This window comes from Roseburia sp. AF02-12, from assembly GCF_003461765.1.
GTDB lineage: Bacteria > Bacillota > Clostridia > Lachnospirales > Lachnospiraceae > Roseburia_C > Roseburia_C amylophila.
Window position 1 is genome coordinate 467995 of sequence record NZ_QTXS01000002.1, and the last position, 26331, is coordinate 494325.

Genomic DNA, 26331 nt, shown 5'->3' on the forward strand with positions numbered 1-26331 from the left:
GTCAATGTTTTTGAGAGCAGCACGCTGTGAAAAACATTGTCACCATCGTCACACTTTGACACCGGATAAAGTTTAGGGGAGTGTGCAGAGAGTGCCTTTTCAAAGGCGGCTCTTTGGTCTCGCCTGCTGGCTCGGTCGGTTCGCAGGCGTGTGTGCCACCGGCACACGCTCACCCCTCGGAGAGCCTTCGGAGAACGCAAAACCTGTTTACAGGTCGCATTTTTGATGGGTGTACCCGTCAAAAGTGCTTTTGCGTTACTTTTGACAAAAGTAACAAAACCTGAGAATGTTGAAATTTACAGATGGGAGATGAAAAAATGCAGAGAACGATAAGTGCAATGGTCGGTAAAGGCTCGGTCAATCACAATAGCCGAAAGTTCCGAGCAGAAAATGTAGACGGAACTCGTACTCATCTCAATATCGACTACTGCAATGAAAATATAAAGACAGTTTATCACGAATTGTTTGATGAAGCATTGGAAAGATACAATGCCAAGCAGATAAGGTCAGACCGAAAGATAAAAGATTATTATGAAAAAATCCGAAGTTCCAAGCAGGAAAAACCGTTCCACGAAATCATTTTACAGGTGGGCGGTAAGGGAAATATGAACGCCGATACGGAAAACGGAGAACTGGCAAAGCAGATTTTAGATGAATACTATCAGGGTTTTCAGGAGCGAAATCCACAGCTTCGGGTGTTCTCGGCTCATCTGCATATGGATGAAGCTACACCACATCTGCACATAGATTTTGTACCTTTTACCACAGGCAGCAAGCGTGGACTTGATACAAGAGTGTCACTAAAGCAGGCTCTTGCAACGCAAGGTTTTAAGGGCGGCAGTCGTGGCGATACGGAGTGGTCGCAATGGATACAGTCCGAAAAAGAACAGCTTGCGGCGGTGATGGAACGTTATGGGATTGAGTGGGAACATTTAGGCACACACGAAAAACATCTTTCTGTTTTGGATTATAAAAAGCAGGAAAGAGAAAAAGAAGTGGCGGCATTAGGTGCGAAAATCGAGCAGAAACAGATTGAATTTGATGTGTTGTCGGAACGAGTATTGAACTATGATAAGGCAAAAGACGAGCTGTCAAATCTTGAAATAGAGCTTGATACTGCACCGAAATATCAGTTGCCAGAACCAGAGAAATTTATGACTGCAAAGGCATATAAAACCAAAATGGCAGAGCCGGTTGTAAGGAAATTGAAGCAACTTGTCAAAACGGTGCTTGCCCGCTGCTTTGAGGGGTGGGACAACTATCATAGGCTGAATACAGCGAATGCACAGTTATACCGCACCAATCAGCGTTTGGAGAAAGTCAATGAAAGATTGACCGAAGAAAACAAAATCCTAAAAGCAGAAAATAAAGATTACAGCCTGCTCCGTAAGGTTTTTGGTCGCAAACAGATAGATGATTTGTTGGAGCAGGCAAGAACAGTTAAAGGTCGCAAGCGTGATAATACACGATCACGATAGACAAAAATCACAGGAGGAAAAGGAAAATGACAAAGACAATTTTTGAAGAAATGGGCGGAACTTATAGACAGGTGGGTGATTATTTATTGCCGAACATCACAGTACCAGCCGAAGAAGAAATAGAGCCGATTGGTTTATGGGGGAAACGACATGCAAGGCATTTAAAGGAACACTATAAAGTGTTATATATGAACCTGCTGACAAGCGGAAAGCTGCATAGTTATCTTGCAGAAGTCGATAAGCAAGCAGAGGATATGTTTCTTCGACTGGTAAAGGAATATGCCGACAGACAAGATGTGACGGAACAATTAAAGAAAGATAATCCCTACGAATGGATTGGAAGAATGAATAATATTCAGGCTTGTGTGAGGGAAGTTGTAGGAACGGAGTTGATTTACACATAAGCGTTTTACGGTATGGTGCTCCTGCGTTTGCTGGAGTGCTGTGGTTGTGGTTGTAAAGAGGTTGTGAAAGATTGAATTTCGTAATGGTTGGATGTATAATTAGGAAGTGAAAATTTTAATTTGCACTTCCATAAGGTGAAATGTATTGACACAAAAAATACAGTATGATAGTATTGCCATTAGAAGAAAGAAAGGCACATTTTGTGTAAGGTGAGGAAATGATTAATAGATAATTTGATTTAAGTAAGACACATATAGTTATTGAGCCTGTAGAGAATAGGTTTGTTTTGTGTACGCTTAAGTTGGATTATCGCAAGAGGCATTTCCTTTGTTTTCCTTTTGGAAAAGAAATAAGGGGCTATTTAGCGAGTCTATTTTTGCGTATGCAAAAAAGACTCGTTTTTGTGTGTTCAAAATAATAATTGGCTCAGACTTCGAAAAGGAGAAACTTTAATGTTGCAGATAAAAAAATTAAATTTAACACATAAAAAAGACCTGAGAATAATTCTTAATGATTTCAACCTTGTGCTAAATGATGGAGATAAGGCAGTTATTATTGGAGAAGAGGGAAATGGGAAATCGACATTAATGAAGTGGATATACAATCCGTCGCTTGTAGAAAACTATATAGAAGCAGATGGGGAAAGGATAATGGGACACGAACGTCTTGGTTATCTTCCGCAGGAGATGCTCGATGAAGATAAGGAAAAAACAATATACGAATATTTTTCTGAAGAGGAAATATTCTGGGAGAAAACGCCTAAAGAATTGTCTGTTATTGCGGGAAAATTTGGAATGAAAAATGATTTTTTCTACAGTAACCAGACAATGGGTAGTCTTTCAGGAGGCGAAAAAGTCAAGACACAACTTATGAGGCTTTTCATTCGCGATGTTTCTGTGCTGTTGTTGGACGAACCTTCCAATGACATCGACATTGCGACGCTTACATTACTGGAAAAAATCATAAATGACTGGAAGCACATTGTGCTTTTTATTTCACACGATGAAACGCTGATAGAGCGTACTGCCAACATGGTGATACATATCGAGCAGATTATACGAAAAACAAAGGCGAGATATACCGTGGCAAAGCTTCCCTATAGACGCTATGTGGAAGAACGGCTTCATAAATTTGAAATCCAAAAACAGCGGGCACTGAGTGACCGTAGGGAGAAAAAGATTCGCGATGAAAAATATCAAAGAGTTATGCAGAGTGTACAAGGTGCATTAAGAAGTTGTACCAGACAAGCACCGTCTGTTGCCAAAAACTTAAAGGACAAAATGCATACGGTTAAGGCAATGGAACGAAGATTTGAAAAAGAAGATGAAAATATGACTCAGATGCCGGAACAGGAAGAAGCAATCTTTGTCAAATTAGGGGATGAAAACTCACACATTCCCGCAGGAAAAACGGTCATAGAATATGAACTTTCAAAGCTTGTGACTCCGGATGGCAAAAGAATTTTAGCAGAAGGAATTCATTTAAAAATAAAAGGTTCAGAAAAAATCTGTATGATAGGAGCCAACGGGGCAGGAAAAACGACTCTTCTAAAAAAGATAGCGGAAGAACTCCTAAATCGGAATGACATTAAAGCAGAATATATGCCTCAAACTTATGAAGACCTGCTGGATTTGGATGTTACACCGGTTGATTACCTTGATAAAACAGGAGATAAAGAAGAGCGTACAAGAATTAGAACATACCTTGGTTCACTTAAATACACACCAGATGAAATGGAGCATCCGATTCGGGAGTTATCAGGCGGACAAAAGGCGAAAGTGCTTCTCTTGAGGATGAGCTTAAGTGGTGCAAATGTTCTTATTCTGGATGAACCGACAAGAAATTTTTCACCATTGTCCGGTCCGGTAATAAGAAAAATGCTCCGAGAATTTCCGGGGGCTGTCATTAGCATTTCTCACGATAGAAAGTATATTGAAGAGGTGTGCGATAAAATATATCAGCTAAATCCTAATGGATTACAGCTAATTGGTGATTGATAACAAAAAGGATGAAAGACTGACAAATTTCAGGCTTTTAGTGAGTTGGAAAGCATACAAAGATTTGAATTTGGAGGATAGATTATGGTACGTACAGAAGATGCATGTGAAATTATAAAATATGCTTTGCAAAACGAAATTAAAGTATATTTAGATGGCGGATGGGGTGTTGATGCACTTCTTAAAAGAGAATCAAGAATACACAATGATATTGATTTGTTTGTTGAACTGAAACATTATCATGATTATATTTATGTGATTAAGCAGCATGGATTTGAGGAAGTAAATACTGATTATACAACGGATGGTCATACTGTCTGGAAAGATGATAAACAAAGAATCATTGATTTACATTGTTTTGAATTTACAGATGACGGAATTGTTTATGAGGGAGATATATTTCCATCAAAAACTTTTTCCGGTATTGGAAAAGTTGGAGATATAACTGTTTCTTGTATTGAACCATTGAGTCAGGTAATGCTTCATTTGGGATATGAACACGATAAAAATGATGTGCATGATGTGATGCTGTTGTGTGAAACATTTCAAATAGCAATACCAGATGAATATAAGGAAAAGTAAAATTTCAGTTTTGTGTTGAATCTCTAAGCAAAATAGCTTATAATTTGACATGCTACATATAGTTATTATCCACAGTTATCGAGTAGGTGTTATCAATGCCGATAACAAAATGATAACATTAGCTCGTATAGGCAGGATAATATGGATATATCAAATAATCAAAAGAACGAGAAACATTACAGAGAATAATTCCTAAACAAAAAGCGTTAGTCTTTGTAGAGTTTGAATAATGTACAAGAGCCAAGAAATGCCGAATTTACGGCGTTTCTTGGCTCACCTTATGTTGTGTGACAATCAAATGACAATAATTTTGGCAATTATTTTTTTAATAATAACCGTATTATTATAAAGAAGTTTAATAATAGCCATAGAATTACACTGGAGTTTTCTATGGTTATAAATGGAATATTATTTTCTAAAATTCCAAAAGTTGTTTTTCGTAAAATACTCAAAGATTCATAAATGGATGGTAGACCAAATACTATTGAAAGCATTAAAGTTCCCGCTGATATGAAATTTATAAAATGTTCATTTTTTTTCTGCTCTTCATCCCTCAAAATATTATTTAATGCCGTTTGATTTGCAGTGTTTATATCTTTTTTTAGGTAGAGAGACATCATTTTCTCTATTTGAGAAGTTTGATCTATCACGGTTCCATAACAGGTGTTTTGCAGTTCGTTAAAGAATAAAATATTTTGATTATACTCTTTTCGTATTTTGAATAAGTTATGTTTCTTCTGTGTTTTGTTATATATGTCATTACACTCGTTTGTTTTCTTTAGCATGATTATTATTATGGCAAATTCGATATTAATATTTATGTCATTTGCCAACATATTGCACATATATGTATAATCACTATCATCTAAGACAGAAGTATTATTTTCTTTTTTGAAAATACTTGAATAGTAGTCTAACAAGTTTTTATCAATAAGTGAAAGTACACCTCCGTTGGTTTTAATGATATACTTAATACCATGTTGTCCCCAACTAAGTTTTTCAATATGTTCTCTGGCATCCTTAGAGTAGGAGGTAAAAGGATAATTAGGGACAGGTGCGGATATTATTCTAAAAAGTTCCTCTTGTATATCTGCTGAAATATTGTTTATTTGTCTAGGGATTTCGTCAAAATCAACGAAAATTATATTTCGTATATCGTTATTGTATTTGATGATATTTATTTTATTGTTTTCTACGATGGATTTCAAATAGTAGTTAGGCAACTCTGATAATTTTATATTAGAGTCAACAGTATTAATATGCCAACAATTATCAATAGATTTTACCATCGAGTCCGCATCATATTCTTTTAAAGGAGTAATATCTGCATCAATAAGTGGAAGCTCTAATTTTAAAATTCCCATATTGTTGCGAAATATAAAAAGTATTGCGTGTATCCAAACAATTTTGTCATTAGATAACTTTGCTTTAAATGGCAAAAGAAGGATTCTTTCTTGGTTTGAAGTGAAGGAATTCCCATATATTTTATCGGATAATTCGAATTCTTTTTGCATTCTTGAAATGCGTTGCTGAAGTGCTTCTAATTCCGTATTGACAACATTTAGATAGATTGATGAATCGGAAGAAAGTAGCTCTATTCTAATAGTTTCTGCATTAATTTCGTAAGCTGGTTTATAGCCAGGGTGGGGTTGATATATTTTGTTTGTTTCAAAGTCACGTACCTTAAAAGATAAGGCAATATCATCCATATCCGTGCAAGGCATATTTTGATGAAAATCATTGACGGTATTGGCTAACGAAACACCTAATGAATCCATTATTTTTTGCTGATATTCTTTATTAAAACTTACATTGCTCTTGGATAATGCATCACATAATTTTGAAAACGATAATTTTGTATCAAATTTGATGGGATAGTACATGTGCAATTCGCCATAATTTAAATGTGTTATTTCTTTTTTGTTTTTTGCCATAATATTTGCCTTTTTAAGTAATTTACTCCTTCTTCGGTTTCCTCTTCCTCTTCACATAAGAGAAATCCGGAAATAAGTCTTTTAGCAACTCAGCAGTTTCTCCTGCCTTATCATCCTCATTCATATTCTGAACCAGTAGTTGGTCGTCATCATCAAGATTCAACGAAACAGTATATTCCTTATCCGGCTCTATTGGATTCATTGGAAACTTTATCTCTTTGAGATAATATTCTGTTTCGGTTATTTCGCCATCCTCTAGTTTATCTCGTAGGCGTGCCCAATACTCAACCATCTTCTTGAAGTTATCAAGGTCTTCCTGTGGGCGTGGTCCGGCACTTGGAAGCCGTTCTTCAAATTTGAAACATATTTCTCCGTCTTTCATAGTAGGGCGTAGTCCGTATGCCCATTCGATATCAAACAGCACATGGAGCGCACTGAAGATACTGGCAACATTCGGGTCTGATAATGCATAGAAACTGACACCTAGATTGTTGGCGATGTTGAGTAAAGTCGCCTCGTCAGGATATCGGTTTCCGAGCTCGTAATTTCGGATTGTGGATTCGTTTAGCCCACACTTATCTGCCAATTCCTTTTGCGTCATTTCTGCTGCAATTCTGAAATTCCTAATCAAAAAGCCTACCCGGCTGGTGAAATTTTCGCCCATTTTAACTGCTCCTTATAAGTGTAATGAGTGTTGTAGCATGCACGAAAACACGAGGTACAAATCATGCACTTACATAGATTATAACATCAACAGTACAAAAGTGAAATGCTTTATTGGACGGGAATACGAGAGGGAGAATTACTTGTCCTGTCACCGGCAGATTTCAATTTTGAAAAGAAAACGCTTCGGATAAATAAATCATATCAGAGGCTGGAGGGAGAAGATGTGATTTATTTATCCGAAAATACCAAAGAGTAACAGGACAATCGTTATGCCAGATTTCTTTGCTATAGAGATGGAGGATTTTATAAATAGCATATACGGAATAAAGAGGAACGACAGAATTTTTACCATTTCAAAAAGTTATCTTCATCACGAAATGGATAGGGGAGCAAAGCTTGCAGGAGTGAAAAGAATCCGAATCCATGGATTACGACATTCCCACATTTCTCTGTTAATCAATTTAGGATTTTCTGCATTGGCAATAGGGGAAAGAGTCGGACATGAGGCGGTAGATATCACTTATCATTATGCACATTTATTTCCAACGGTGCAGACAGATATGACAGCACAATTGGAAACAGAAAGGGAGGCGTTAGTTAATGTCAGAAAAAGAATAGAGATGATAAAAACAGATGGCGTAATGTGACAATTGCATTTCGCATGTTGCCGGAAGAGAATGAAGAACTCAATAACCGGGTAAAACTCAGCGGGTTTCGTACCAAGCAGGATTATATTATCCAGAGCGTTCTTCATCAAAAAGTGGTTGCTATGGGAAATCCGTTGATGCTGGTGCAATTTCGGAAGAGCCTGCAACAGATTGAGCGTGAGCTTGAAAGAATTGAAAAGGCATCGGATATGGATGGGGAGCTATTGACTCCCATCCGCTCCATGCTGGAAATATTGGAAGGATTTAAGGAACAGCCGAGAACATTAGCAGGTATGAAGGAACTTACCGTACCGAATGAGGAATAAAAATACTTTTGGAAAGGAAGTGGCGGCTATGAGCAAAGAAACATTATTTGAAAAATTAGGCGTGAAATACATAGAAAAGGACGACATCTTTTATCCGTTGATTACATTAGGTGGCGAGGAGAAAAACATAGATGTTGGGAAATACGGTCACATGTGGATTGATTACATACGGACGGAGTATCCGCAGCGATACAAAAGTCTGGTGCGGTTTGGAGAATTACATGATAAGGCAGCAGAGGTAAATGAGGTTGCCTATGAGCTGCTGGAGGATATTGAAAAGGAATGGCTGGGCGAACATAAACCGAAGCAGGCCAATTCTTTTGTGGAAATGTATCGGTTACGAACACAGGCAAGAATGATAGCAGAGGAGGTAGTGCTGCATGATGTGGTGAACTGTTTTCATTAAGAGCTGTGTATGGTAAATGATATGCCGCATATCTGCGGCTCATAAGCTTCCTCAAGGGAGCTTTATCCGGCTCGCAGAGCCGTACAGCCACTCCGGCGAGGACGCGCAAAACCCGCTTGCGGGTCTGCATTTTTGATGGCGAAGCTGTCAAAAGTGCTTTTGCGTTACTTTTGACAAAAGTAACAAAACCTTCCCTAAGAAATTTGCTGTCTCGTGCCGTATCCGGCACTCGTTACGGATAAGAAAGAAATGCTTACATACATAACGAAAGAGGAGAATTTTGACAATGGAAAGAACAATCAGTTTTATGAATGGGAAGGGTTCCATCGGGCACAACACAAGAAGCTTTATCGCAGACAATGTGGATGCCAGCCGCACCAAGAATAATATTACACTTATCCACGAGGATATTAAGCAGGTCTACCATAAACTGTTTGACAAGGCGTGGGATGAATACAATGCAAAGCAGAAACGTAAGGACAGGCAGATTTTAAAAGCTATTATGAAAAGATATCCTGGAGTAAGCAGGAAAAATTATTTTATGAGGTGATTGTTCAGATTGGCAATAAGGATGACACCGGAGTGGGCAGTTCGGCTGCTGAGGTTGCAATGTGGGTGTTGTAGGATTATGTAAAAATGTTCTAGCTTCGTAATCCGCAGTTATATGTGATAGGTGCTTATATTCATCTGGATGAGGAAACACCGCATTTACATCTGAATTTTGTTCCATGGGTATCCGGTTGTAAAAGAGGATTGGAAACTAAGACGAGTCTTAAGGCGGCACTTGCTACCAGAGGATTTGCAAGCGAAGGCAAGGGAAACACTGAATGGAAGCAGTGGGCAGAGGCGGAGAAAGATGATATTGCCATTATCATGCGCCGGTACGGGATTGATTGGAAGAAGAAAAATACGCACAATCAGCAATTGGATTATAAGAAGCAGGAGCGGGCAAAGGAAGTGGCTACTCTTGAGGAAGAACTGGAGGGTGCACAGGTTGATCTTGAATTGAAAGAGGAAAGAATTGAATCGCTGGAAAAGGAAATAGAGAGTAAGCGTGTCAGTATGAGAACAGAACAGGTCGAGGCTCAAAAGAAACTGGATGATACCAAGGCTGAAAATGAGAAATTACAGTTGAAAACAACGGATTTACGCTTAAAGAATTCTGAATTACGGTTGGAATATTATGAGAATGTGGATCAGCTCACAGATAAACAAAAGGAAATCGAGGCAGCTCAAAAAGAGGCTGATAAGTGGATGATGATATTGGATACCGCAAAGTGTCAGGTAGAGCAGGCACAGATGAAGCTGGAGGAGGCGGAAAGGCTTAAAAAGGAACTTCTGGCAACTGTTGATGGCGACGATTATCGAAGGAGCAGGTAATAGAACTGAGGTATCAGAACCAGAGGATCTGGGAAGAGAACCGAAGTTTGAAGGACAAGCTGGAAAAGGCGTGTGAGTTTATGAAGCAGTTTGTAATTGACGGAATGAATCTGCTGGAGAGGTTTTTGGAATGGATTGGGAGAAGGTAAAGGATGTGAAAAAAGAAAAGAGGTAGCGTGTATTGTACATGTTACCTCAAAATTGTAATGAGCTGTTTAATTCTTTCACTATAAGTGAAAACACAGGTGCAAAAATTTGTGGTATGATCCAGCCAAGGAGGTGAGATACCATGAAACAATTTTATACCTGCAAAGATGTAATGGATGTGATGGGAGTAGGAGAATCCAAAGCATACAAAATAATTAAATGTTTGAACCAAGAATTAAATACTAAAGGATACATAACAGTAAGTGGAAAAGTATCCAGTAAATACTTTGAAGAAAGGGTTTACGGAATTGAATCAAATAATACAAAATAGAGTGTTGAATTTGTAGTATTTATGGTAAAATACAGGAGGATGCGATGTCTTTAGCAGATAAGATTTTTACATGTTTTAAAGGAGTAGAGAGGTTTACATTAAAAGAAGCATACGAAAAATATTCGGACAAACCGGCTGAAACAATTCGGGCAAGGATATATGATAATTTGGGCGTGAAATTTAAACGTATCGCAAAGGGTATATATTGCACGGTCGAATCAGAGGATGAAAAGTGTATCGTTTTAGAAGGTGATGGACGGGATTTATCTATTATAGAAGATAATAGTATAGATTGTATTTTTACAGATCATCCATGGTTGGATATAAAATCAAATAAAGGGGGAACCAGAGCATTTGCAGTGTATGATTGTTTCAAATATACACTAGATGACTTTAAGGAAAAAGCAAGGGTTTTAAAAGATGGTTGTTTTTTGGTAGAAGTTCTACCGGCGGAAAATGAAAATAACTATGAATATTTATATCAGATTAAGCAATATGCAAAAGAAGCGGGCTTCATTTATTATTCGAAGGTTGCATGGAAGAAAGGAACCTTTGTAAGCAATACAGGAAGAAAAGCAAAAAATACGCAAGATATTATGATTTTCTCTAAAGGAAAAGCGAGAAATATGCGTATTGACACAAAGAGAACAGAGCAGACCGGTAAATTGACATATATGAGTGGCTGTAAAGGAATGCTACCGACTATGTTTGATGTTCAACCTGTATCAAAGAAGAATAGAATTCATCAAAGTGAATTACCGGTTTCGTTGTGTGAGCAAATTCTTGAGTTCTTGACTTATGAAGGAGAGGTCGTTTTAGATTCGTTTGCGGGCAGTGGTGCTGTGGGTGAGGCGGCACTAAATCTGAAAAGAAATTGCATTCTAATTGAAATATTAAAAGATAATATTGAAAAGATTAAGAAAAGATTTGAGAATAATGTTTTGATGAAAACAGCAATGGAGTGATAAAAAATGAATCTGACAATGGACGATAAAGTGGCTGAAAATTATAAAAGTAATTCTCAGAAAATACGAGTAATAACAGAACAGTGGGTAAGCAATAATTTGTTCTGTCCGTATTGCGGTAAAGAAAAGATTGCTCATTATGAGAATAATAGACCAGTTGCGGATTTTTATTGTCCAGATTGTGCGGAGGAATACGAATTAAAAAGTAAGAATGGAACAATTGAGAATAAGGTAAATGATGGCGCATATGACACAATGATAAAAAGAATTGAATCAATTAATAATCCGAACTTCTTTTTTATGAACTATAATAAGCAGGATTTGCATGTAAAAGATTTTTTGATGGTTCCGAAGTATTTTTTCTCTCCAGAGATTATCGAAAAGAGAAAACCTTTATCGGATACAGCAAGAAGGGCAGGTTGGGTAGGTTGTAATATAGTCTTGAAGCAAATTCCTGAAGAAGGAAGAATTTTCATAGTAAAAAATGAAATTGAGATACCGCAGAAAGAAATTATATCAAAAGTAAAAAGAACAGATTTTATAAAACAGTATAAGTTAGATGCAAGAGGTTGGGTTTTAGATGTTTTAAATTGTGTGAATCAAATAGAAGGACGAGATTTTACTTTGGAGCAGATGTATAAGTTTGAAGATGTACTGTCAAAGAAACATCCAGATAACAACCATATTAAAGATAAGATACGTCAGAAGCTCCAGATACTAAGAGATAAAGGAATATTAGAATTTAGAGGAAGGGGACATTATAGAAAAATATAGAGTTGTTAGCTCGACAATTGAATAAAAGAGTGAGATTAGGATGGCAATAAAATGACAATAAGAAGAAGGAGAAAGCAAAAAGATATAGAAAACAGTACATAAATGAACTGTTTGTGTAATGAAAGTATTTCTAGATACATGAAAACAACTTTGCAAAGAGGAGTTTGAATAACAGATTGAAATGCCGAAAACCTCTATTTATGCGAGTTTCCAGCTTTTATTTTATCAAATTGTTTTAGTTTGACATTTACGTTGTTAATAGCTATTCCTGCATTATTTATATTGCTTCATTATGTGATGTATTGGTTAAATCTGATATAATAATTAGTTGTGTAATCAAGTTTTTAGAACTAAGAAAATCAGAATTTTTGTGTAAAGGAGAACTTTATGAAAAAGATATTAGTGACAGGCGGAACAACTTTTGTAAGTAAATATGTGGCAGAATATTTTGTGAATGTGGGGTATGAAGTATTTATCGGGTGTTAAATCGATATTAGTATATTATATAATATTGAAGATGGATATAGTCTAGTGAACAAAATTGGACAGTGTATTTATTGAATATTTAATATAATTAGCATTTTAGAATAAGGAGAACCAATGAATAGTTTATTTTATTGTGGCGTAGAAAGAAAAGAGATAATTAATAATTTTATAGAAAAATTGGACAGATATTCGGAAGAAACTTCTAGACCAATATATATTATAGAAAAGGCATTGGGAAATGAAGGAAAAATTGATGAATATGAGTATAAGGAAAAGATAATTGTCTTAATACCAAAACAGAGAATTTTACTAATTAACCTTGGAAAAGAATGTGAAGAGTTTAACAATTTTGTAGATGATTTTATAGATGACCTAGAATATTTATCTAAAAGATATGAATATCAAAAATATATAGGTAGAAAAAGAATATGGCAAGATTGTATAGAAATCGTGCAATTTGAATATATAAAAGATTTAGAAATAGAGGAAATATTAAGAAAATATAGGATTCCAGTTCAAAATGAGAGAATTGTAGAACTTTTAATATCACTATTAATAGGGAGTATTAATGATATTAATAAAATTGGTGCAGAAGTTCCGGAAACTTTATTAGATAAGGTAAAGAAGAAAATAGTATTATTTGATGGAATGCAAAGTAGATTTATTTTTGAAGATATTGATAAGAATATAATTACTATTCAAGGATTGGCTGGAACAGGGAAAACGGAATTGTTATTGAACAAACTTAGAGAAATATATGTTGGCGAAAAGGAAAGTAAAATAGTATTTACGTGTCACAATAAAGTTTTGGCACAAGATATGGTTTATAGGATTCCTCAATTTTTTAATTTTATGAAAGTAGAAGAACAAATTGAATGGAATAAGCGTTTATGGGTTTTTCCTAGTTGGGGATCTCAGAATATGCCTAATACAGGTTTATATAGTTATATCTGTTGGAACTATCATTTAGATTTTAGAAGATATTCATTTACTAATACATTTGATAATGTATGTAAATTGGCAATTGAGGAATTGGAGAAAAAAGAAACAATAGAAAAATGTTTTGATTACATTTTTATTGATGAAAGCCAAGATTTTACGGATAATTTCATAAAGTTATGTAAAATGGTTACTGCTAAAAGAATTTATATTGCAGGAGATATTTTTCAAAATGTTTTTGATACAGATATAAAAAAATCTGTTAGTAGTGATTATTTATTAAATAAATGTTATAGAACAGATCCTAAGACACTAATGTTAGCACATTCGATAGGAATGGGATTGTATGAAAAACCTGTCATTAGATGGTTGGATGATGATGAGTGGGAAGCGTGCGGATATTTACCACAAAGACATGATGGAAAATTTCTTTTAAAGAGAATGCCACTTCGTCGATTTGAGGATATCGATTCATTTGGAATTATGAGTATACAGATAAAATCTGCAGACATTCAAGTTATAAATCAAAAGGTAATGGAGTGTATGGATGAGATTATAGAAAAAAATCCCACAGTTGAACCACATGATATTGCTATAGTTCTTTTGGGAAATAATAAGATTAATTATAATATTGCAGATAGTTTATGCCTATTGATTGACGAAAGATATGATTGGGAGTCGACCAGAGGATATGTGAGTAAGGTAAAAGAAAAGAATAAGGTTTTTATTAGTAATACAAACAATATTAAAGGGTTGGAATTTCCTTTTGTAATATGCATAGAAACAGGGGTTATAAATGATGATATTCGGAAGAGAAACTCAATTTATATGATTTTAACAAGATCATTTTTATCATCATATTTTATAGTTAATAGTGTAAATGAGCAATTTATAAAAATATATGAAGCAGCCATAAATTATATTAATAAAAATGGTTACATGGAGTTACGAGAGCCTGGGGAAACAGAAAAATTATTGCAGGCAGAAAAAATTAGAATTGCTGCCCAAAATAGACGGAAATCTGTTGAAGACATGATAAATGAAGTTTGTAATGAGTACCCGCAGTTGTCTGCGGATGAAAGAAGCGAATTACAGAGAATAGTGCCTAAAAGAGTTGTGGAAAGAACAGAAAATGAAGTAAAAGCAAAAACTAGAAGAATAATAGAGGCAATGATTGATGAGGTGTAGCTAATGAAAAAATATTATTTTCACACCTCAAAATACTCAAATCAAGAACTGGGATCTATTAGAGAGCAATATGATATTGTAAGTTATTTACTTTCAGTAATGACCATTTTAAATGTTGAACCATTGCGTGAAATAGATAGTAAAGAGGCAGACCTTGTGATATTTGTTGACAAGATGAGCCGTTTGTTTTGGGGTGAAGAAGATAAAATTCATAGTATCCAATATCCTTTTCTACTAAAGGAGAAAGAAGGATTTTTAATATCATTATTTCAGGGCAGGATAATTGATAGTCAAACAATGGCGATTTTATCTACAATTATTAGAGATAAGAATAGTATTGTGAAGTCAATAGAAAATATGCTGGATGTTTTTATGGATACCATGAATGAGTTTGAAATTCTAGATAATAATTATGCTCAGTTTTGTTGGGAATTATTATTATATTTATTATCATTTGAATCTGGTTATTTAAGATATGATCATGATGAAGATGAGAATAGAGTAGATCCAATTTTACATCCGGTTGATCATATAGATTTGTTTTATTCTAGTAATAGTACATTTAAAATTGGGTTACAAGATAGAATTGATGTTGACGATTTGAAAAGTATATTGAGTATCAACGAAAAATGTTATTCGATTAATTACCATAGAGATAAAAGATAAGTACATGATAGTTGAGGGTGAAATTCATAAGTATGAAAGCTTGGAATAAAGTTATTGGGTACAATTTGGGTACAACAGTTTTGTAACCAAATTAACAAGACACAAAATCGTATCAAAATGATACGATTTTGCGATGAAATAACATCAGATTTATATGAAAAATCAAACCAGAAAAAGAGTTTGAGTAGTAAACAGAGCTTCATAAATGGCGTAAATAAGCCATTTATGGGGCTTTTTCTTTTATCGTGATACCTGTTTTGATAGTACCACAGATATTAAGGAGTACTAAACAGAAGTGTCCAGAGATATAATTATGCATTATTAAGCTGAAATATGTGTAGATATGTCAATAGTTGGAGCATTTATTTAAAGAATATGTTATGATAATAATATAATGTTTGGTTTTAAGCATAATATCATTAAAATGTGTATACTAAGATTTTTAATATCACAGATGATGCACAAAGTTGATTTAATAAATCTGATATAGTTATTATGGCATAAAATTATACTGTTCGAAGGAGTATGAACAGCTGATATGGCAAAAGAACTGGGAATCGGCATTGCAACAGTAAAACGTAAAATAAAAAATGTCAAATGTATCATATATAGGAAACGGATATAGCGGACATTGAGTGATTAAATAATTTTTGAGACAGCAGTATGATTTTGGACTAACAGTCCAATGAAATGATAGTTCTTATAAGGTATTATAAAATAAAAAGTTTGGAGGATATCTTATGGGAACTAATTTTTATCTTATGAGTAGAAATAAAAAGCTGATAAGGGAGCATTTTGCTGTCGAAACAGAATATGACATAAAGGATATTGAATACGCAATAGTTGATGAACCCTATCTAGGATATGAGATTCATCTGAATAAGTTAAGTTGTGGATGGCGTCCGCTATTCCAAAGACATAAGACAATCAAGACATTTAAGGAGCTGGAAGAGTTTTGCCTAAAAAATAAAAGCGTTATAAGCATTTATGATGAATATGGAAGAAGATATACATGGAAACAATATTTTGAAAGAGTATATGAGCATAGTCAGCAAAAGAAACAGCCACGTAAATGGATATATGATATCGATTCAACTTTCTCCAATTGTGAACCACGTTTACAAAATGTATCATGTACTGAACAGGAGGCAGAAATATATATTCCATTCTGTCATAGAGAATATAACGAAAAGCAAAAGCTGGCGAAGGAACGCTTTCATGTGAATGAAAGACTATGGTGCAAAGAAGAGTATTGGGAAGATCCGGATTATCCATTTGATTGGACAGAAGGTGAGTTTTGCTAGAAGGAGCATATGCTTATGTATGGGAATATTGATATGGAAAAAACTGGAATTTTATTGAAGGAGATGTTTGATAAATGTGGTTATACAGTCAATGATATTCAGAAAATATTGCATTTATCATGCCCACAGCCTATATATCGATGGTTTAAGGGCAACATTTTACCATCAGTAGATCATTTGTATGTATTGAGCAGATTGCTCAAGGTGCATATGGAAGATTTGCTTGTGCCTAAATGTGAATATAGTATCGTTAAGGAAAAGTATGTAGAAAAGTCATTAGGTGAAAAAAGACTATATGAATATTGGAAACGCTTATGCAGAAAGAAATGTGCATAGATTTTGGTTGGGGAGATAACATGGCGCAATCTATGGATGAAGATATTAAGAAAATTGCATGTATGATAACAGAACTTGATGGATTAGCATATAGTACATATAAACCAATAGTTGAAGATATATGTACCAGAAAGGCATCCGAATCAGAGGTTGAACACATTTTGGATTATATGGTCGGAATGTGTAATAGCGATAGAATGCTAGAACTATTTAAGCAGGTATGCAGAAAGTATATATATTTGTATCCGGAAATGATTACATCAGAAATATATACATATAAAGATATGTATGAAGGAACAGAAAAGGATTGATCTTGTGTAGATATTGCACAGATTGGTGATAGTAAATGAGTAGAAGATTATCGTTACATATTTTACTTCCCATAGAAGGTTATGAGGAAGATAAGATATATAAAAGTCAAGATATTTCACTTAGAATGACAGATTTAAGGCAAGAGCCAGATGGCATATATTATATAAGGTTGAAGAGTAAGTCTGTTTATGCATCACTTGACGATATTGTTAGATTTGCAAGTGAAAAATATTCATTAGGTGAAATACATAATTTCTCGATGCATACAGATTATTTAAAAAACAGCATAATTCAATATAAAGGAAATGATTATGTTGTTACCGCAACAGAAGTTAAGTAACTTGAAAAGGAACACATTACAGAAGCTGTGTATTGTAACGAATACAGATGTTGTAGTCTGAGCTGGTTCTATAGCAGTATTGGATATGAATTAGTTCAAGATGATATTGAAGTTGTAGATGATGAACTGATAAAAAAGGCAGCAGTTTTAGTTGGTTATGAATGTGATAAAGATTTTGCAGAGGGAATGTCAGATGTTATTGAAAATAATATTGAGGGACAAGACAAATTTATAGCTTCTCTTGTATTAGCAAAGGAGATAGCAAGAACAATGAATGGAAGAGCAGTTCTTATGTGTGATTAACAAAGTAAGTATTGGAGAAACAATTAGGAACATTGATGATGGAAACTTGCGTGGAATCATATAAGCAGAATTACTGATTTGTAAGAATTGTATATTATATACAACATGTAAGCACACATCATATGATTCGCAGAATTCTACCTATAAGGAGGAAGACTATGCATTTTCAAAGCTTAAAGAAAGATATAAAAAATGGACTGGAAATAGCTTCGATGATAAGGATTTGATTTCTTTTGGTCTGGTAAATGAACGGGGAAACTTGACCAATGCAGGAGCGTTACTTGCCGATGAAAGTCCTATTCGTTGTTCAAGGCTTTTTTGTACAAGATGGAATGGGTTGAATAAAAGTGGCGGTGCAGTCGATGCATTGGATGATGCTGAGTATTCGGGAAGTGTTATTTCATTGATTGAAAATGGTGAAGCATTTATCAAAAGTAATTGCAAAATGAAATGGCGTAAAACAGCAAATTCAAGAGAAGAAATGCCGGAGTATGTAGAGCGAAGCTATCATGAAGCACTCGTAAATGCTTTGGCACATCGTGATTATTTGGTAAATGGAAGTGAAGTTCATATTGACATATATGATGACAGAATGGAAATCTATTCTCCGGGAGGAATGCCGGACGGATCCATAATTCAGGACAGAGATCCGCTTATAGTACCTTCAACCAGAAGAAACTCGATTCTTGCAGATGTGTTCAACAGGCTTGGATATATGGAGCGTAAAGGTAGTGGATTTGGAAAGATTATTAGTGGATATGAATTTCAAATTAATTATGATGAGAGTAAAAGACCATCATTCCGTTCAGACAGATATCAGTTTACTGTAGTAATGCCGAACCTGAACTATGATGTTTCTCAAGAATTTGAAGAAAATAAGACAATGTCCGAATCAATGTCCAAATTAATGTCCGAATCAATGTCCGAATTGGAAAGAACAAGAATGCAGATTATTTTGCACTATCTCGATACAAATAAAGAAATAAATAGCTCTATTGCAGCAAAATTATTGAAAGTGGAAATAAAGACGGCAAGCCGACTGTTATCGAAGGCAGAAAAATTGTACATTCTTAATAGTTATGGAAAAACAAAGAATAAAGTATATTTTAGAGAATAGAGCAATGAAATAGAGAGAAAGACATCAGCAGATCCAGTTAATCATACAAATGCTTTTATGTTGAAGTCAATAACTCTTATAATGAAGATGGGGAATGTCATAGAAATTTTGAATGATGATAAAAAGCCTGCATCAGAGAAATTCTGGGAACTTGAAAAACGGATAAAAGAAGATAAGCGTCATCCGGGAGTTATCATGGAGATGAGTAAGTCAGAGGTGATATGGGATATTGTTCGTCTTATTAGATTGAAAGTAATTGCATATGATGATTTATCAGACTTTAGAGATGAATTACAGCTGGAAGTCAAGAGAATACTTGAGATGAGCAGGTGATACATATGGAGATTGGTGCAACAAAAGCAGTTCAAGATCGACTAAAAACAACAAAGATTGAAGAAAGCAAAAGCGCTTCACTTGTGTTCTGCTGGGACACACATTTGACGAAAATAAAAGGAAGAAATGTCTTGTTTATTGTAAATGCCAGTAATCGTTATACAATAGCAATGACAGATATTGAACCAAGAAACTGGAATTACTATGCAATGTATATTATCCGTGTGATTCATGGCATGATGCAGGAAATGGGATATTCCGAGGAGCAGATAGGGCTGTATTTTAAAATGTCAGGCGATACAACTATAACCAAAACTCATGGTAGGAAATCGGTTGGTGGCATTAACAGAATGGTAATGGATGCACAGTATTTTGGTAAAAAGCTGGAGAAAGAAGCAAAGTATCAATGGAAACTTAGTGAGTATCTGAACAGAGATATCTGCCAGCCAGAGGGATTTGATGCGTATGGATATCCGAGTGAACTTTTTAAATTAGACATGGAACGATTAGGGATTGTTGCGAAGAGAAAGCCGGCAAAGGTAATTGATTTCGCTCAGTACATAGAAAACAATCGTGGTACTAACCATTAGTACCACAAAACTTTTTCTTGCAGAAATATCGACTGGAGATTATAATTTCCATAGGTGGACAAGCAAGTCGGCAGAAAATTATTCTGTGAATAGTAAACGAACCTGCAAGCCACCAGAACTACACACAATAATAAAAAAGTGCAATGGTACTGGATTGGTACTAAAAATATGTGAAACGAAAAATAATGTGTGGAAAAGATGCAGTTTATCAATACACAATAGTATAGATAACTGCATTGAAATAATCTGAATTAAACCAGACTCTGCGAGTTTGAGTAGTAAACTGTAAATTAGCAAACTCTATTATCCTGAAATTAGTAAACTTCATTATCCCGTCATAGGTAGAGTCCTAAACATATTTTTTGGTATGTTTGGGGCTCTTTTTTTAATGGAGAAAGAGGGTACATATCATCCGTATGGCAGGATCATCAGAGGATTTTGTCAAAGTTCACAAAAATATTATAAATATTTTATTAAATATTCCAGATAGACAACATATATTTTTTCTGATACTATTACATGCAGTTATTAAATAGTTACGAATCAGAAGGATTGTTACTGAAATATTTATTTATCGTCAGGCAAGACCTTATAGTAGTATAGGAATAGGTTTTCTATATACTGTAATGGCCTTTTTTTATTTGTCTGGCAGCGGGGGAACAGGAATATGGTTATCTATAAGATTTTGAATAATAATCTGATACTGTCCAGGGATGGACAGGGACATGAAGTTATTGTAAAGGGCTGCGGAATTGCCTTTCAGAAAAAGAAAGGACAGCAAGTGGAGGAGTCCAGGATCGAGAAGATCTTTACTGCGGAAAATGCCCAGATCAGCAAGGAGATACAGGGTTATCTGACTGCTATTCCGGAAAAATATCTGGATTTTGTGGGAGCTTTTGTAAATGAAGTGAAGGAAAAAGAGGGGATGAAATTAAATGACAGTATTTATTTTTCCCTTAGCGACCATATCATGGGTGCAATCTCCAGACTTGAAAACGGGATCCGTCTTCAGAATATGCTGCTTCTGGATATCAAGCAGCTTTATCATAAGGAATATGAGATCGGCTTGGAATTACTGAAAAAGGTAAATGAGATGTTCGAGGTAGATCTTTCTGCAGATGAAGCAGGATTTTTTGCATTGCATTTTGTGAATGCGGAAGATGGCGGCAAGACGGACAGCTATCAGATTTCCATTATCGTACATCAGATCCTGGACATCGTGGAGAAGTATTATGACAATATGGAATTTCAGGAGGATAATCTGTATTATCAGCGGTTTCTCACGCATCTGAAATATTTTGCCCAGAGATTCCTTCATAAAGAACTTCACTATGATGAGAATCAGGAGCTTTTCAAGATCATCAAGGAGCAGTACAGAGAAGCTTACGGCTGTGTAAAAATGATCTATCTTATGATGGAAGAGGAATATAAATACGCTATGACTGAGGACGAAATGCTGTATCTGACGATTCATATCCAGAAGATCACAGAAGACCATAAACGTCTGAAAAATCTGTGAAAAGAGATTGTTTTATAAATTAGGTGTTAATGGATTGTTACTGAAATACGTGGCATGTGCGTATCTTTTCAGGCAAGACCTTTAATATAAATTTCAATATTTATTATTAAAGGAGGTCCCCAAATGAAAAAGGACTATGCAAAAACTGCAGACACACTGATTGCAGCGCTGGGCGGAAAAGATAATATCACCCGTCTGTTCCACTGCATGACAAGGCTTCGTTTCTATGTGAAAGACAGATCGAAGATCAACGAGAAAGAGATCTTAAAGCTTTCTGAGATCTCCGGCGTTAACTGGCATGAAGATCAGTTCCAGGTTATCGCAGGAAACGAAGTAAACGCTGTTTACAAGGCATTGGAAGACAAAGGCGTTCCTACCGATGATGCACCGGCAGCGAACTCTGACAGCTCAAAGAGTGTTGTTTCAAAAGTTATCGATGCCATCACCGGATGTATGACTCCGATGATTCCTGCCCTGACTGCAGCCGGTATGATCAAAGTTGTACTTACCCTGCTGACAACTTTTCATCTGGTATCAGAAACAAGCAGTACCTACCAGGTGATCAGTTTTATCGGAGATGTTACTTTCTACTTCATGCCGTTCCTGATCGCAGCAAATGCTGCCAAGGTTTTCCGCGTGAACCAGTCACTGGCGCTGTTTATTGCCGGTGTTTACTTAAGCCCTACCTTTGTAACTATGGTAGCTGGTGATGCGGCAATCACACTGTTTGGTCTGCCAATCACAAAAGCAACTTATTCTTATTCCGTTATTCCGGTTATCCTGATGGTATGGATCACACATTATATTGAGATTCTGGTTGATAAGATCACACCGAAAATGGTAAAACTGATCCTGCACCCGACACTGGTAATTCTGATCAGTGCACCAATCGCCCTGATCGTAGTTGGACCGATCGGAACAATTATTGGTAACGGACTTGCGGTAGCCATCAACTTCCTGTCCGTAAAACTTGGTTTTATTATTGTAGGTATCCTTGCAGCAACCTTCCCGTTCATCGTTATGACCGGTATGCACCATGCGCTGACACCGATCGGACTGAATGCCATTGCAACCGGTGGTACCGATACACTGATCTTTGTATCTCAGGTATGCTCTAACCTTGCACAGTCCGGAGCTTCTCTTGCAGTAGCTGTAAGATCCAAGGACAGCAACATGAAACAGTTGGCAAGTGCAGCCGGTGTTTCCGCTCTTATGGGTATCACAGAGCCTGCTCTGTATGGTGTTACACTGAAACTGAAAAGACCGGTTGTAGCAGCTTCCATCGCAGCCGGAATCGGTGGTATCGTAGGAGGACTTCTTCAGGTTTCTCTTTACATTGCACAGAATTGTATCATGGCGATCCCGGCGTTTATCGGCGAGAAGGGATTAAGCAATCTGATTTATGGAATCATTATGATCGTGGTATCTTTTGTAGCTGCTTTTGTTCTTACACTTATCTTCGGATTTGAGGATGTAAAGGCTGAGACAGAGGATGAAGTACAGAACACAGATACAGAAAAACAGCCGGCACAGCAGAACGCTCCGCTTGTAGATAAGATCGAGCTTTGTGCACCGGTAGCAGGAACTGTAAAAGCACTTTCCGATGTTCCGGATAAAACTTTTGCTGATAAGGTTTTAGGTGACGGAGCAGCGATCGTTCCATCAGAAGGAAAGGTTTATGCACCGGCAGATGGTACGGTGGCAAATATCATGGAGAGCAAACATGGAATCATGTTTGTGACAGAAAGTGGAGTAGAAATTCTGATCCACATCGGACTTGATACTGTAAATTTAAATGGTAAATATTTTAAATCCCATGTTTCTGAGGGAGATAAGGTAAAAAAAGGAAAGCTTCTTGTGGAATTCGATATGGATGCCATTAAGAAAGAAGGATATGATCTGATCACACCGGTTGTTGTGACCAATATTTCTGATTATATCAAAGCAGTATGTATGGAAAAAGAAGATGCAGCTGTAAATGCAGGAGATAAATTTCTGACTATTGTATAAGAATAACAACGAAACATCAGGCGGAGATAACAGATCCGCCTGATGTTTGTAAAAAGGAGAAAATTAAAAAATGAAAAATTATAATCGTATGCCGGAAAAATTTCTCTGGGGCGGAGCAACTGCTGCAAACCAGTATGAAGGCGGTTGGGATGAGGATGGCAGAGGCCCGTCCATTGCAGATGTCCTGACAGGAGGAAGTGTGGATAAGGAACGTCGTCTTACACCGCCGGCACCGTTACCGGAAGAATTTTATCCCAATCACCAGGCAACTGATTTTTATCATCACTGGAAAGAGGATATTGCTCTTTTTGCAGAGATGGGATTTAAGGTATATCGTTTTTCTATTTCTTGGTCCAGAGTGTTCCCAAATGGGGATGAGGAAACTCCAAATGAGGAAGGCCTTAAGTTCTACGACAATGTGATCGATGAGTTGAGAAAATATAACATTGAGCCGCTGATAACGATCTCTCATTATGAGAATCCCCTTCATCTTTCTCTGGAGTATGGCGGATGGAAAAGCCGTAAGATGATCGATTTCTATCTTCGATTTGCAAAGGTTTTATTTGAGAGATATAAAGGTAAGGTAAAATATTGGCTGACTTTTAATGAGATCAATATGCTGACGCAGGACTTTGGTGCGGTATTCTGTGCAGGAATGCTGGACCCGAAGGATGTATGTGAGCAGAGCCGTTATCAGGCAATGCATCACCAGCTGGTAGCAAGTGCACTTGCAGTTTCCATGGCTCATGAGATCGATCCGGAGTTTATGCTTGGCTGTATGCTTGCTTATCACAATGGTTATCCATATACCTGCCATCCGGATGATATCTTATATGCACAGCAGTTTGGGCAGATCCACAATTCCATTGCCGGTGATGTTCATGTAAGAGGATATTATCCGGGATTTGCAGCGAGATACTTTGAGGAGCACGGAATCCAGCTGGAGGTTCTTCAGGAGGATAAAGAGATCCTCAAGAAGGGTACGGTGGACTTTTTCACCATCAGCTATTATTCCAGTAGCTGTGTCAGCGTGACAAAGGACGGAGAGAAAACGGCCGGAAATGGAAGTGACAATCTGAAAAATCCATATCTGAAAGCTTCCGACTGGGGCTGGCAGATCGATGCAACTGGTCTTCGCTATGTTCTGAACCAGATCTATGACCGCTATCAGATTCCAATCATGATCGTGGAAAATGGTCTTGGGGCGGTGGATCAGCTGACAGAGGATGGAAAGATTCACGATGATTACCGTATTGAATATATGCGCCGCCATATAGAGCAGATGAAGGAAGCAATCCATGACGGAGTAGATCTGATCGGCTACACCTGCTGGGGCTGTACAGATCTTGTCAGTGCCTCCACCGGAGAATTCAAGAAGCGTTATGGTCTTATCTATGTAAATAAAAATGATGACGGGACCGGAGACTTTTCCAGAATCCGCAAAGATTCTTTTTACTGGTACAAAAAAGTGATTGAATCCTGCGGGGAAGAGCTTTAACTGAATCAGTTGCGAAGCAGTTATCTGGTGTAGAATTATGTAACGAATGCGGTTGCTTTTATCCGGTTGACGACAAAATCCTGGAGTATGACAATGTACTCCGGGATTTTTTGGGAAGGTTGACTTTTACACGGTAAAGTGTAATACTTATTGTAAGTGACGAATGTGATGAGTGTTTTTTATGCCGGATGAAAAAGTACTGCAGGTAGCGATACTTATATGGGGATGTGTATTTTGTGCCATAGCTGCATTACGTATATTTCTGAGCAGTAATTATGACAGGGAAAAGCGTCGGTATCTTATCCTGATGGAGAGTTTTGCTTCCCTGTTATTGCTGATGGATGCCATGGCGCATATTTTCAGCGGATATCCCGGAGTTCCGGGCAGTGTGATGGTCTGTATTTCGAGTTTTCTCGTATTCCTTTTAAGTGACGTATTCCTGCTGTGTTTTCACATTTATGTGTGTGTTTATCTGTTTTCGAAGAAAGAGCGGAGAACATTAAAAAGAGTAAAAGCCGGATATGTTATTGCTGCCGCAGGGGCTGCTTTTGTGGTGATCTCGCAGTTTACTCACTGGTATTATTACATAGATGGGGATAATTGTTATCATCGGGCATCGTTATATATTATGTCAATTCTTCTTCCGGCAGCAGGCTTGCTCATTGATCTTACGCTTCTGTTCCAGTACAAAAAGAGAGTCAGTCGGAAGCTCCTGTTCTCTATGCTGTCATGCGTTGTACTTCCGGCAGTGGCGGCAGCTGTGCAGGCATTCTGGTATGGAATGTCGCTGATCGAGTTTTCTGTTGGTATCTCCATGATCATTATGTTTATCGTGACGATGACGGAGCTGAATCAGGAAATGTATCAGCTGATAAGCAGAGAGGGCAAGATAAAGGAAAGACTTGAGATCGCAACGATACTGAATAAATGTATTGCTGAGCTGATATCAGGAGAAGATGAAGATGCGGCGATTTTGTTTCATGGTGTTCTCCTTCCCAAAGATACTTAGCACCATCAAGCAGATCAATGATAGCTGTAAGCATATTGTTATAGTCGGTCTGTAGTTCCTTAATTTCATCATTGGTAGGAAGATTGCTTAAATTTTGTTGATTACAGCAATTAGTAAATGCTTTCTGTATTTCAAGTAATTGCAGATATAATGCATTAACAGTCTGCACAAGAGGATATATAGTTTCTTTCTTGCCGACAACGCAGATGCGGTTATAGATGCAGGAACGGACAAAGTAATCTTTCTTCATCATGCCACTGGCAAGAATGCGGGCTTCGATTTATTTGCGTTCAGCATCGCTGATTCTAAAACTTATAGTTGGATGTTTGTGTTGATTGCTCAT

Annotated in this window: 27 protein-coding genes and 2 pseudogenes; 26 read left to right on the forward strand and 3 right to left on the reverse strand. The window is 36.5% G+C overall.

All coding sequences use genetic code 11. The features are described 5' to 3' along the window. Positions 1-338 precede the first annotated feature (338 nt). The 4 genes from DV740_RS11750 (at position 339) to DV740_RS11765 (ending at position 4462) form a co-directional block, all read left to right on the forward strand. The gene (locus DV740_RS11750) at positions 339-1478 is read left to right on the forward strand and encodes a plasmid recombination protein (RefSeq protein WP_019190307.1); all 1140 of its coding nucleotides are present in this window, start codon (positions 339-341) and stop codon (positions 1476-1478) included. A 26-nt stretch (positions 1479-1504) separates the two neighbouring features. After that, on the forward strand, positions 1505-1882 hold the full coding sequence (locus DV740_RS11755; RefSeq protein ID WP_009247523.1) for a TnpV protein: 378 nt from the start codon (positions 1505-1507) through the stop codon (positions 1880-1882). A 453-nt stretch (positions 1883-2335) separates the two neighbouring features. Continuing rightward, positions 2336-3880: an ATP-binding cassette domain-containing protein gene (locus tag DV740_RS11760; RefSeq protein ID WP_009247522.1), complete on the forward strand. Its 1545-nt coding sequence runs from the start codon at positions 2336-2338 to the stop codon at positions 3878-3880. An 84-nt stretch (positions 3881-3964) separates the two neighbouring features. Then, a complete protein-coding gene (locus DV740_RS11765) occupies positions 3965-4462 on the forward strand; it encodes a nucleotidyltransferase domain-containing protein (protein WP_009247521.1) in 498 nt (165 codons plus the stop codon). Between the two features lie 317 nt (positions 4463-4779). On the opposite strand, the gene DV740_RS11770 is transcribed toward DV740_RS11765, so the two are convergent. Continuing rightward, on the reverse strand, positions 4780-6396 hold the full coding sequence (locus DV740_RS11770; RefSeq protein WP_118088152.1) for a hypothetical protein: 1617 nt from the start codon (positions 6394-6396) through the stop codon (positions 4780-4782). A 22-nt stretch (positions 6397-6418) separates the two neighbouring features. Then, positions 6419-7060, reverse strand: a complete 642-nt coding sequence (locus tag DV740_RS11775) for a helix-turn-helix domain-containing protein (protein ID WP_118088153.1) — start codon at positions 7058-7060, stop codon at positions 6419-6421. 93 nt (positions 7061-7153) lie between these two features. Here DV740_RS11775 and DV740_RS11780 point away from each other — a divergent pair. From DV740_RS11780 to DV740_RS14820, 22 genes and pseudogenes are all read left to right on the forward strand, one after another. Further along, positions 7154-7709: pseudogene (locus DV740_RS11780) on the forward strand (site-specific integrase); the annotation flags it as partial. Between the two features lie 14 nt (positions 7710-7723). After that, a complete protein-coding gene (locus DV740_RS11785; RefSeq protein ID WP_118088303.1) occupies positions 7724-8035 on the forward strand; it encodes a plasmid mobilization protein in 312 nt (103 codons plus the stop codon). Between the two features lie 28 nt (positions 8036-8063). Then, positions 8064-8441 (forward strand): TnpV protein, encoded by a 378-nt coding sequence (locus tag DV740_RS11790; protein ID WP_118088304.1) that lies wholly within the window; start codon positions 8064-8066, stop codon positions 8439-8441. 286 nt (positions 8442-8727) lie between these two features. Then, complete coding sequence (locus DV740_RS15100) at positions 8728-8991, forward strand: plasmid recombination protein (RefSeq protein WP_242994304.1); 264 nt, start codon at positions 8728-8730, stop codon at positions 8989-8991. A gap of 116 nt (positions 8992-9107) precedes the next feature. Beyond that, positions 9108-9821, forward strand: coding sequence for a hypothetical protein (locus DV740_RS15105; protein ID WP_242994305.1), 714 nt, complete (start codon positions 9108-9110; stop codon positions 9819-9821). A 289-nt stretch (positions 9822-10110) separates the two neighbouring features. Then, positions 10111-10299 carry a hypothetical protein gene (locus tag DV740_RS11800; RefSeq protein WP_015569083.1) on the forward strand — a complete coding sequence of 63 codons (189 nt, stop codon included), beginning with the start codon at positions 10111-10113 and terminating at the stop codon, positions 10297-10299. A gap of 44 nt (positions 10300-10343) precedes the next feature. Next, positions 10344-11264: a DNA-methyltransferase gene (locus DV740_RS11805; RefSeq protein ID WP_118088154.1), complete on the forward strand. Its 921-nt coding sequence runs from the start codon at positions 10344-10346 to the stop codon at positions 11262-11264. A 6-nt stretch (positions 11265-11270) separates the two neighbouring features. Further along, positions 11271-12038 (forward strand): DpnI domain-containing protein, encoded by a 768-nt coding sequence (locus tag DV740_RS11810; protein ID WP_118088155.1) that lies wholly within the window; start codon positions 11271-11273, stop codon positions 12036-12038. 600 nt (positions 12039-12638) lie between these two features. Further along, the gene (locus DV740_RS11820) at positions 12639-14651 is read left to right on the forward strand and encodes a DEAD/DEAH box helicase (protein WP_118088156.1); all 2013 of its coding nucleotides are present in this window, start codon (positions 12639-12641) and stop codon (positions 14649-14651) included. 3 nt (positions 14652-14654) lie between these two features. Further along, positions 14655-15317 carry a hypothetical protein gene (locus tag DV740_RS11825; RefSeq protein WP_118088157.1) on the forward strand — a complete coding sequence of 221 codons (663 nt, stop codon included), beginning with the start codon at positions 14655-14657 and terminating at the stop codon, positions 15315-15317. Positions 15318-16057: 740 nt separating this feature from the next. Continuing rightward, positions 16058-16621: a hypothetical protein gene (locus DV740_RS11830; protein WP_242994306.1), complete on the forward strand. Its 564-nt coding sequence runs from the start codon at positions 16058-16060 to the stop codon at positions 16619-16621. 15 nt (positions 16622-16636) lie between these two features. Next, positions 16637-16957 (forward strand): helix-turn-helix domain-containing protein, encoded by a 321-nt coding sequence (locus DV740_RS11835; RefSeq protein WP_118088158.1) that lies wholly within the window; start codon positions 16637-16639, stop codon positions 16955-16957. Next, positions 16936-17268, forward strand: a complete 333-nt coding sequence (locus tag DV740_RS11840) for a hypothetical protein (protein WP_242994307.1) — start codon at positions 16936-16938, stop codon at positions 17266-17268. The genes DV740_RS11835 and DV740_RS11840 overlap by 22 nt, the downstream gene beginning before the upstream one ends. A 35-nt stretch (positions 17269-17303) precedes the next feature. Beyond that, the gene (locus DV740_RS11845; RefSeq protein WP_118088159.1) at positions 17304-17609 is read left to right on the forward strand and encodes a hypothetical protein; all 306 of its coding nucleotides are present in this window, start codon (positions 17304-17306) and stop codon (positions 17607-17609) included. A 27-nt stretch (positions 17610-17636) separates the two neighbouring features. Next, positions 17637-17912, forward strand: coding sequence for a hypothetical protein (locus DV740_RS11850; protein WP_118088160.1), 276 nt, complete (start codon positions 17637-17639; stop codon positions 17910-17912). A 259-nt stretch (positions 17913-18171) separates the two neighbouring features. After that, positions 18172-19029, forward strand: a complete 858-nt coding sequence (locus DV740_RS11855; protein ID WP_242994308.1) for an ATP-binding protein — start codon at positions 18172-18174, stop codon at positions 19027-19029. A gap of 81 nt (positions 19030-19110) precedes the next feature. Continuing rightward, positions 19111-19362, forward strand: coding sequence for a hypothetical protein (locus DV740_RS11860; RefSeq protein ID WP_242994309.1), 252 nt, complete (start codon positions 19111-19113; stop codon positions 19360-19362). 5 nt (positions 19363-19367) lie between these two features. Next, positions 19368-19952 (forward strand): DUF6933 domain-containing protein, encoded by a 585-nt coding sequence (locus DV740_RS11865; RefSeq protein ID WP_118088162.1) that lies wholly within the window; start codon positions 19368-19370, stop codon positions 19950-19952. A 667-nt stretch (positions 19953-20619) separates the two neighbouring features. Continuing rightward, a complete protein-coding gene (locus DV740_RS11870; protein WP_117841278.1) occupies positions 20620-21471 on the forward strand; it encodes a PRD domain-containing protein in 852 nt (283 codons plus the stop codon). Positions 21472-21594: 123 nt separating this feature from the next. Beyond that, on the forward strand, positions 21595-23481 hold the full coding sequence (locus DV740_RS11875; protein WP_118088163.1) for a beta-glucoside-specific PTS transporter subunit IIABC: 1887 nt from the start codon (positions 21595-21597) through the stop codon (positions 23479-23481). A 70-nt stretch (positions 23482-23551) separates the two neighbouring features. Further along, positions 23552-24979: a glycoside hydrolase family 1 protein gene (locus DV740_RS11880; protein WP_118088164.1), complete on the forward strand. Its 1428-nt coding sequence runs from the start codon at positions 23552-23554 to the stop codon at positions 24977-24979. Positions 24980-25160: 181 nt separating this feature from the next. Then, complete coding sequence (locus tag DV740_RS14820; RefSeq protein WP_158561563.1) at positions 25161-25988, forward strand: hypothetical protein; 828 nt, start codon at positions 25161-25163, stop codon at positions 25986-25988. Here the strand turns inward: DV740_RS14820 and DV740_RS15365 are convergent. Further along, positions 25945-26331, reverse strand: a pseudogene (locus DV740_RS15365) (plasmid mobilization protein); the annotation flags it as partial. The gene DV740_RS14820 and the pseudogene DV740_RS15365 overlap by 44 nt on opposite strands.

Excerpts from the sequence above, each read along its gene's own strand:
- DV740_RS15100 (WP_242994304.1), top strand. The coding sequence starts at position 8,728 with ATGGAAAGAACAATCAGTTTTATGAATGGGAAGGGTTCCATCGGGCAC.
- DV740_RS11825 (WP_118088157.1), top strand. The coding sequence starts at position 14,655 with ATGAAAAAATATTATTTTCACACCTCAAAATACTCAAATCAAGAACTG.
- DV740_RS11845 (WP_118088159.1), top strand. The coding sequence starts at position 17,304 with ATGAGTAGAAGATTATCGTTACATATTTTACTTCCCATAGAAGGTTAT.
- DV740_RS11765 (WP_009247521.1), top strand. The coding sequence starts at position 3,965 with ATGGTACGTACAGAAGATGCATGTGAAATTATAAAATATGCTTTGCAA.
- DV740_RS11770 (WP_118088152.1), bottom strand. The coding sequence starts at position 6,396 with ATGGCAAAAAACAAAAAAGAAATAACACATTTAAATTATGGCGAATTG.
- DV740_RS11830 (WP_242994306.1), top strand. The coding sequence starts at position 16,058 with ATGGGAACTAATTTTTATCTTATGAGTAGAAATAAAAAGCTGATAAGG.
- DV740_RS11750 (WP_019190307.1), top strand. The coding sequence starts at position 339 with ATGGTCGGTAAAGGCTCGGTCAATCACAATAGCCGAAAGTTCCGAGCA.
- DV740_RS11775 (WP_118088153.1), bottom strand. The coding sequence starts at position 7,060 with ATGGGCGAAAATTTCACCAGCCGGGTAGGCTTTTTGATTAGGAATTTC.
- DV740_RS11810 (WP_118088155.1), top strand. The coding sequence starts at position 11,271 with ATGAATCTGACAATGGACGATAAAGTGGCTGAAAATTATAAAAGTAAT.
- DV740_RS11835 (WP_118088158.1), top strand. The coding sequence starts at position 16,637 with ATGTATGGGAATATTGATATGGAAAAAACTGGAATTTTATTGAAGGAG.
- DV740_RS11865 (WP_118088162.1), top strand. The coding sequence starts at position 19,368 with ATGGAGATTGGTGCAACAAAAGCAGTTCAAGATCGACTAAAAACAACA.
- DV740_RS11820 (WP_118088156.1), top strand. The coding sequence starts at position 12,639 with ATGAATAGTTTATTTTATTGTGGCGTAGAAAGAAAAGAGATAATTAAT.
- DV740_RS11800 (WP_015569083.1), top strand. The coding sequence starts at position 10,111 with ATGAAACAATTTTATACCTGCAAAGATGTAATGGATGTGATGGGAGTA.
- DV740_RS11785 (WP_118088303.1), top strand. The coding sequence starts at position 7,724 with ATGTTGCCGGAAGAGAATGAAGAACTCAATAACCGGGTAAAACTCAGC.
- DV740_RS11755 (WP_009247523.1), top strand. The coding sequence starts at position 1,505 with ATGACAAAGACAATTTTTGAAGAAATGGGCGGAACTTATAGACAGGTG.
- DV740_RS11860 (WP_242994309.1), top strand. The coding sequence starts at position 19,111 with ATGAAGATGGGGAATGTCATAGAAATTTTGAATGATGATAAAAAGCCT.
- DV740_RS11790 (WP_118088304.1), top strand. The coding sequence starts at position 8,064 with ATGAGCAAAGAAACATTATTTGAAAAATTAGGCGTGAAATACATAGAA.
- DV740_RS11760 (WP_009247522.1), top strand. The coding sequence starts at position 2,336 with ATGTTGCAGATAAAAAAATTAAATTTAACACATAAAAAAGACCTGAGA.
- DV740_RS11840 (WP_242994307.1), top strand. The coding sequence starts at position 16,936 with ATGCAGAAAGAAATGTGCATAGATTTTGGTTGGGGAGATAACATGGCG.
- DV740_RS11870 (WP_117841278.1), top strand. The coding sequence starts at position 20,620 with ATGGTTATCTATAAGATTTTGAATAATAATCTGATACTGTCCAGGGAT.
- DV740_RS11875 (WP_118088163.1), top strand. The coding sequence starts at position 21,595 with ATGAAAAAGGACTATGCAAAAACTGCAGACACACTGATTGCAGCGCTG.
- DV740_RS14820 (WP_158561563.1), top strand. The coding sequence starts at position 25,161 with ATGCCGGATGAAAAAGTACTGCAGGTAGCGATACTTATATGGGGATGT.
- DV740_RS11880 (WP_118088164.1), top strand. The coding sequence starts at position 23,552 with ATGAAAAATTATAATCGTATGCCGGAAAAATTTCTCTGGGGCGGAGCA.
- DV740_RS11805 (WP_118088154.1), top strand. The coding sequence starts at position 10,344 with ATGTCTTTAGCAGATAAGATTTTTACATGTTTTAAAGGAGTAGAGAGG.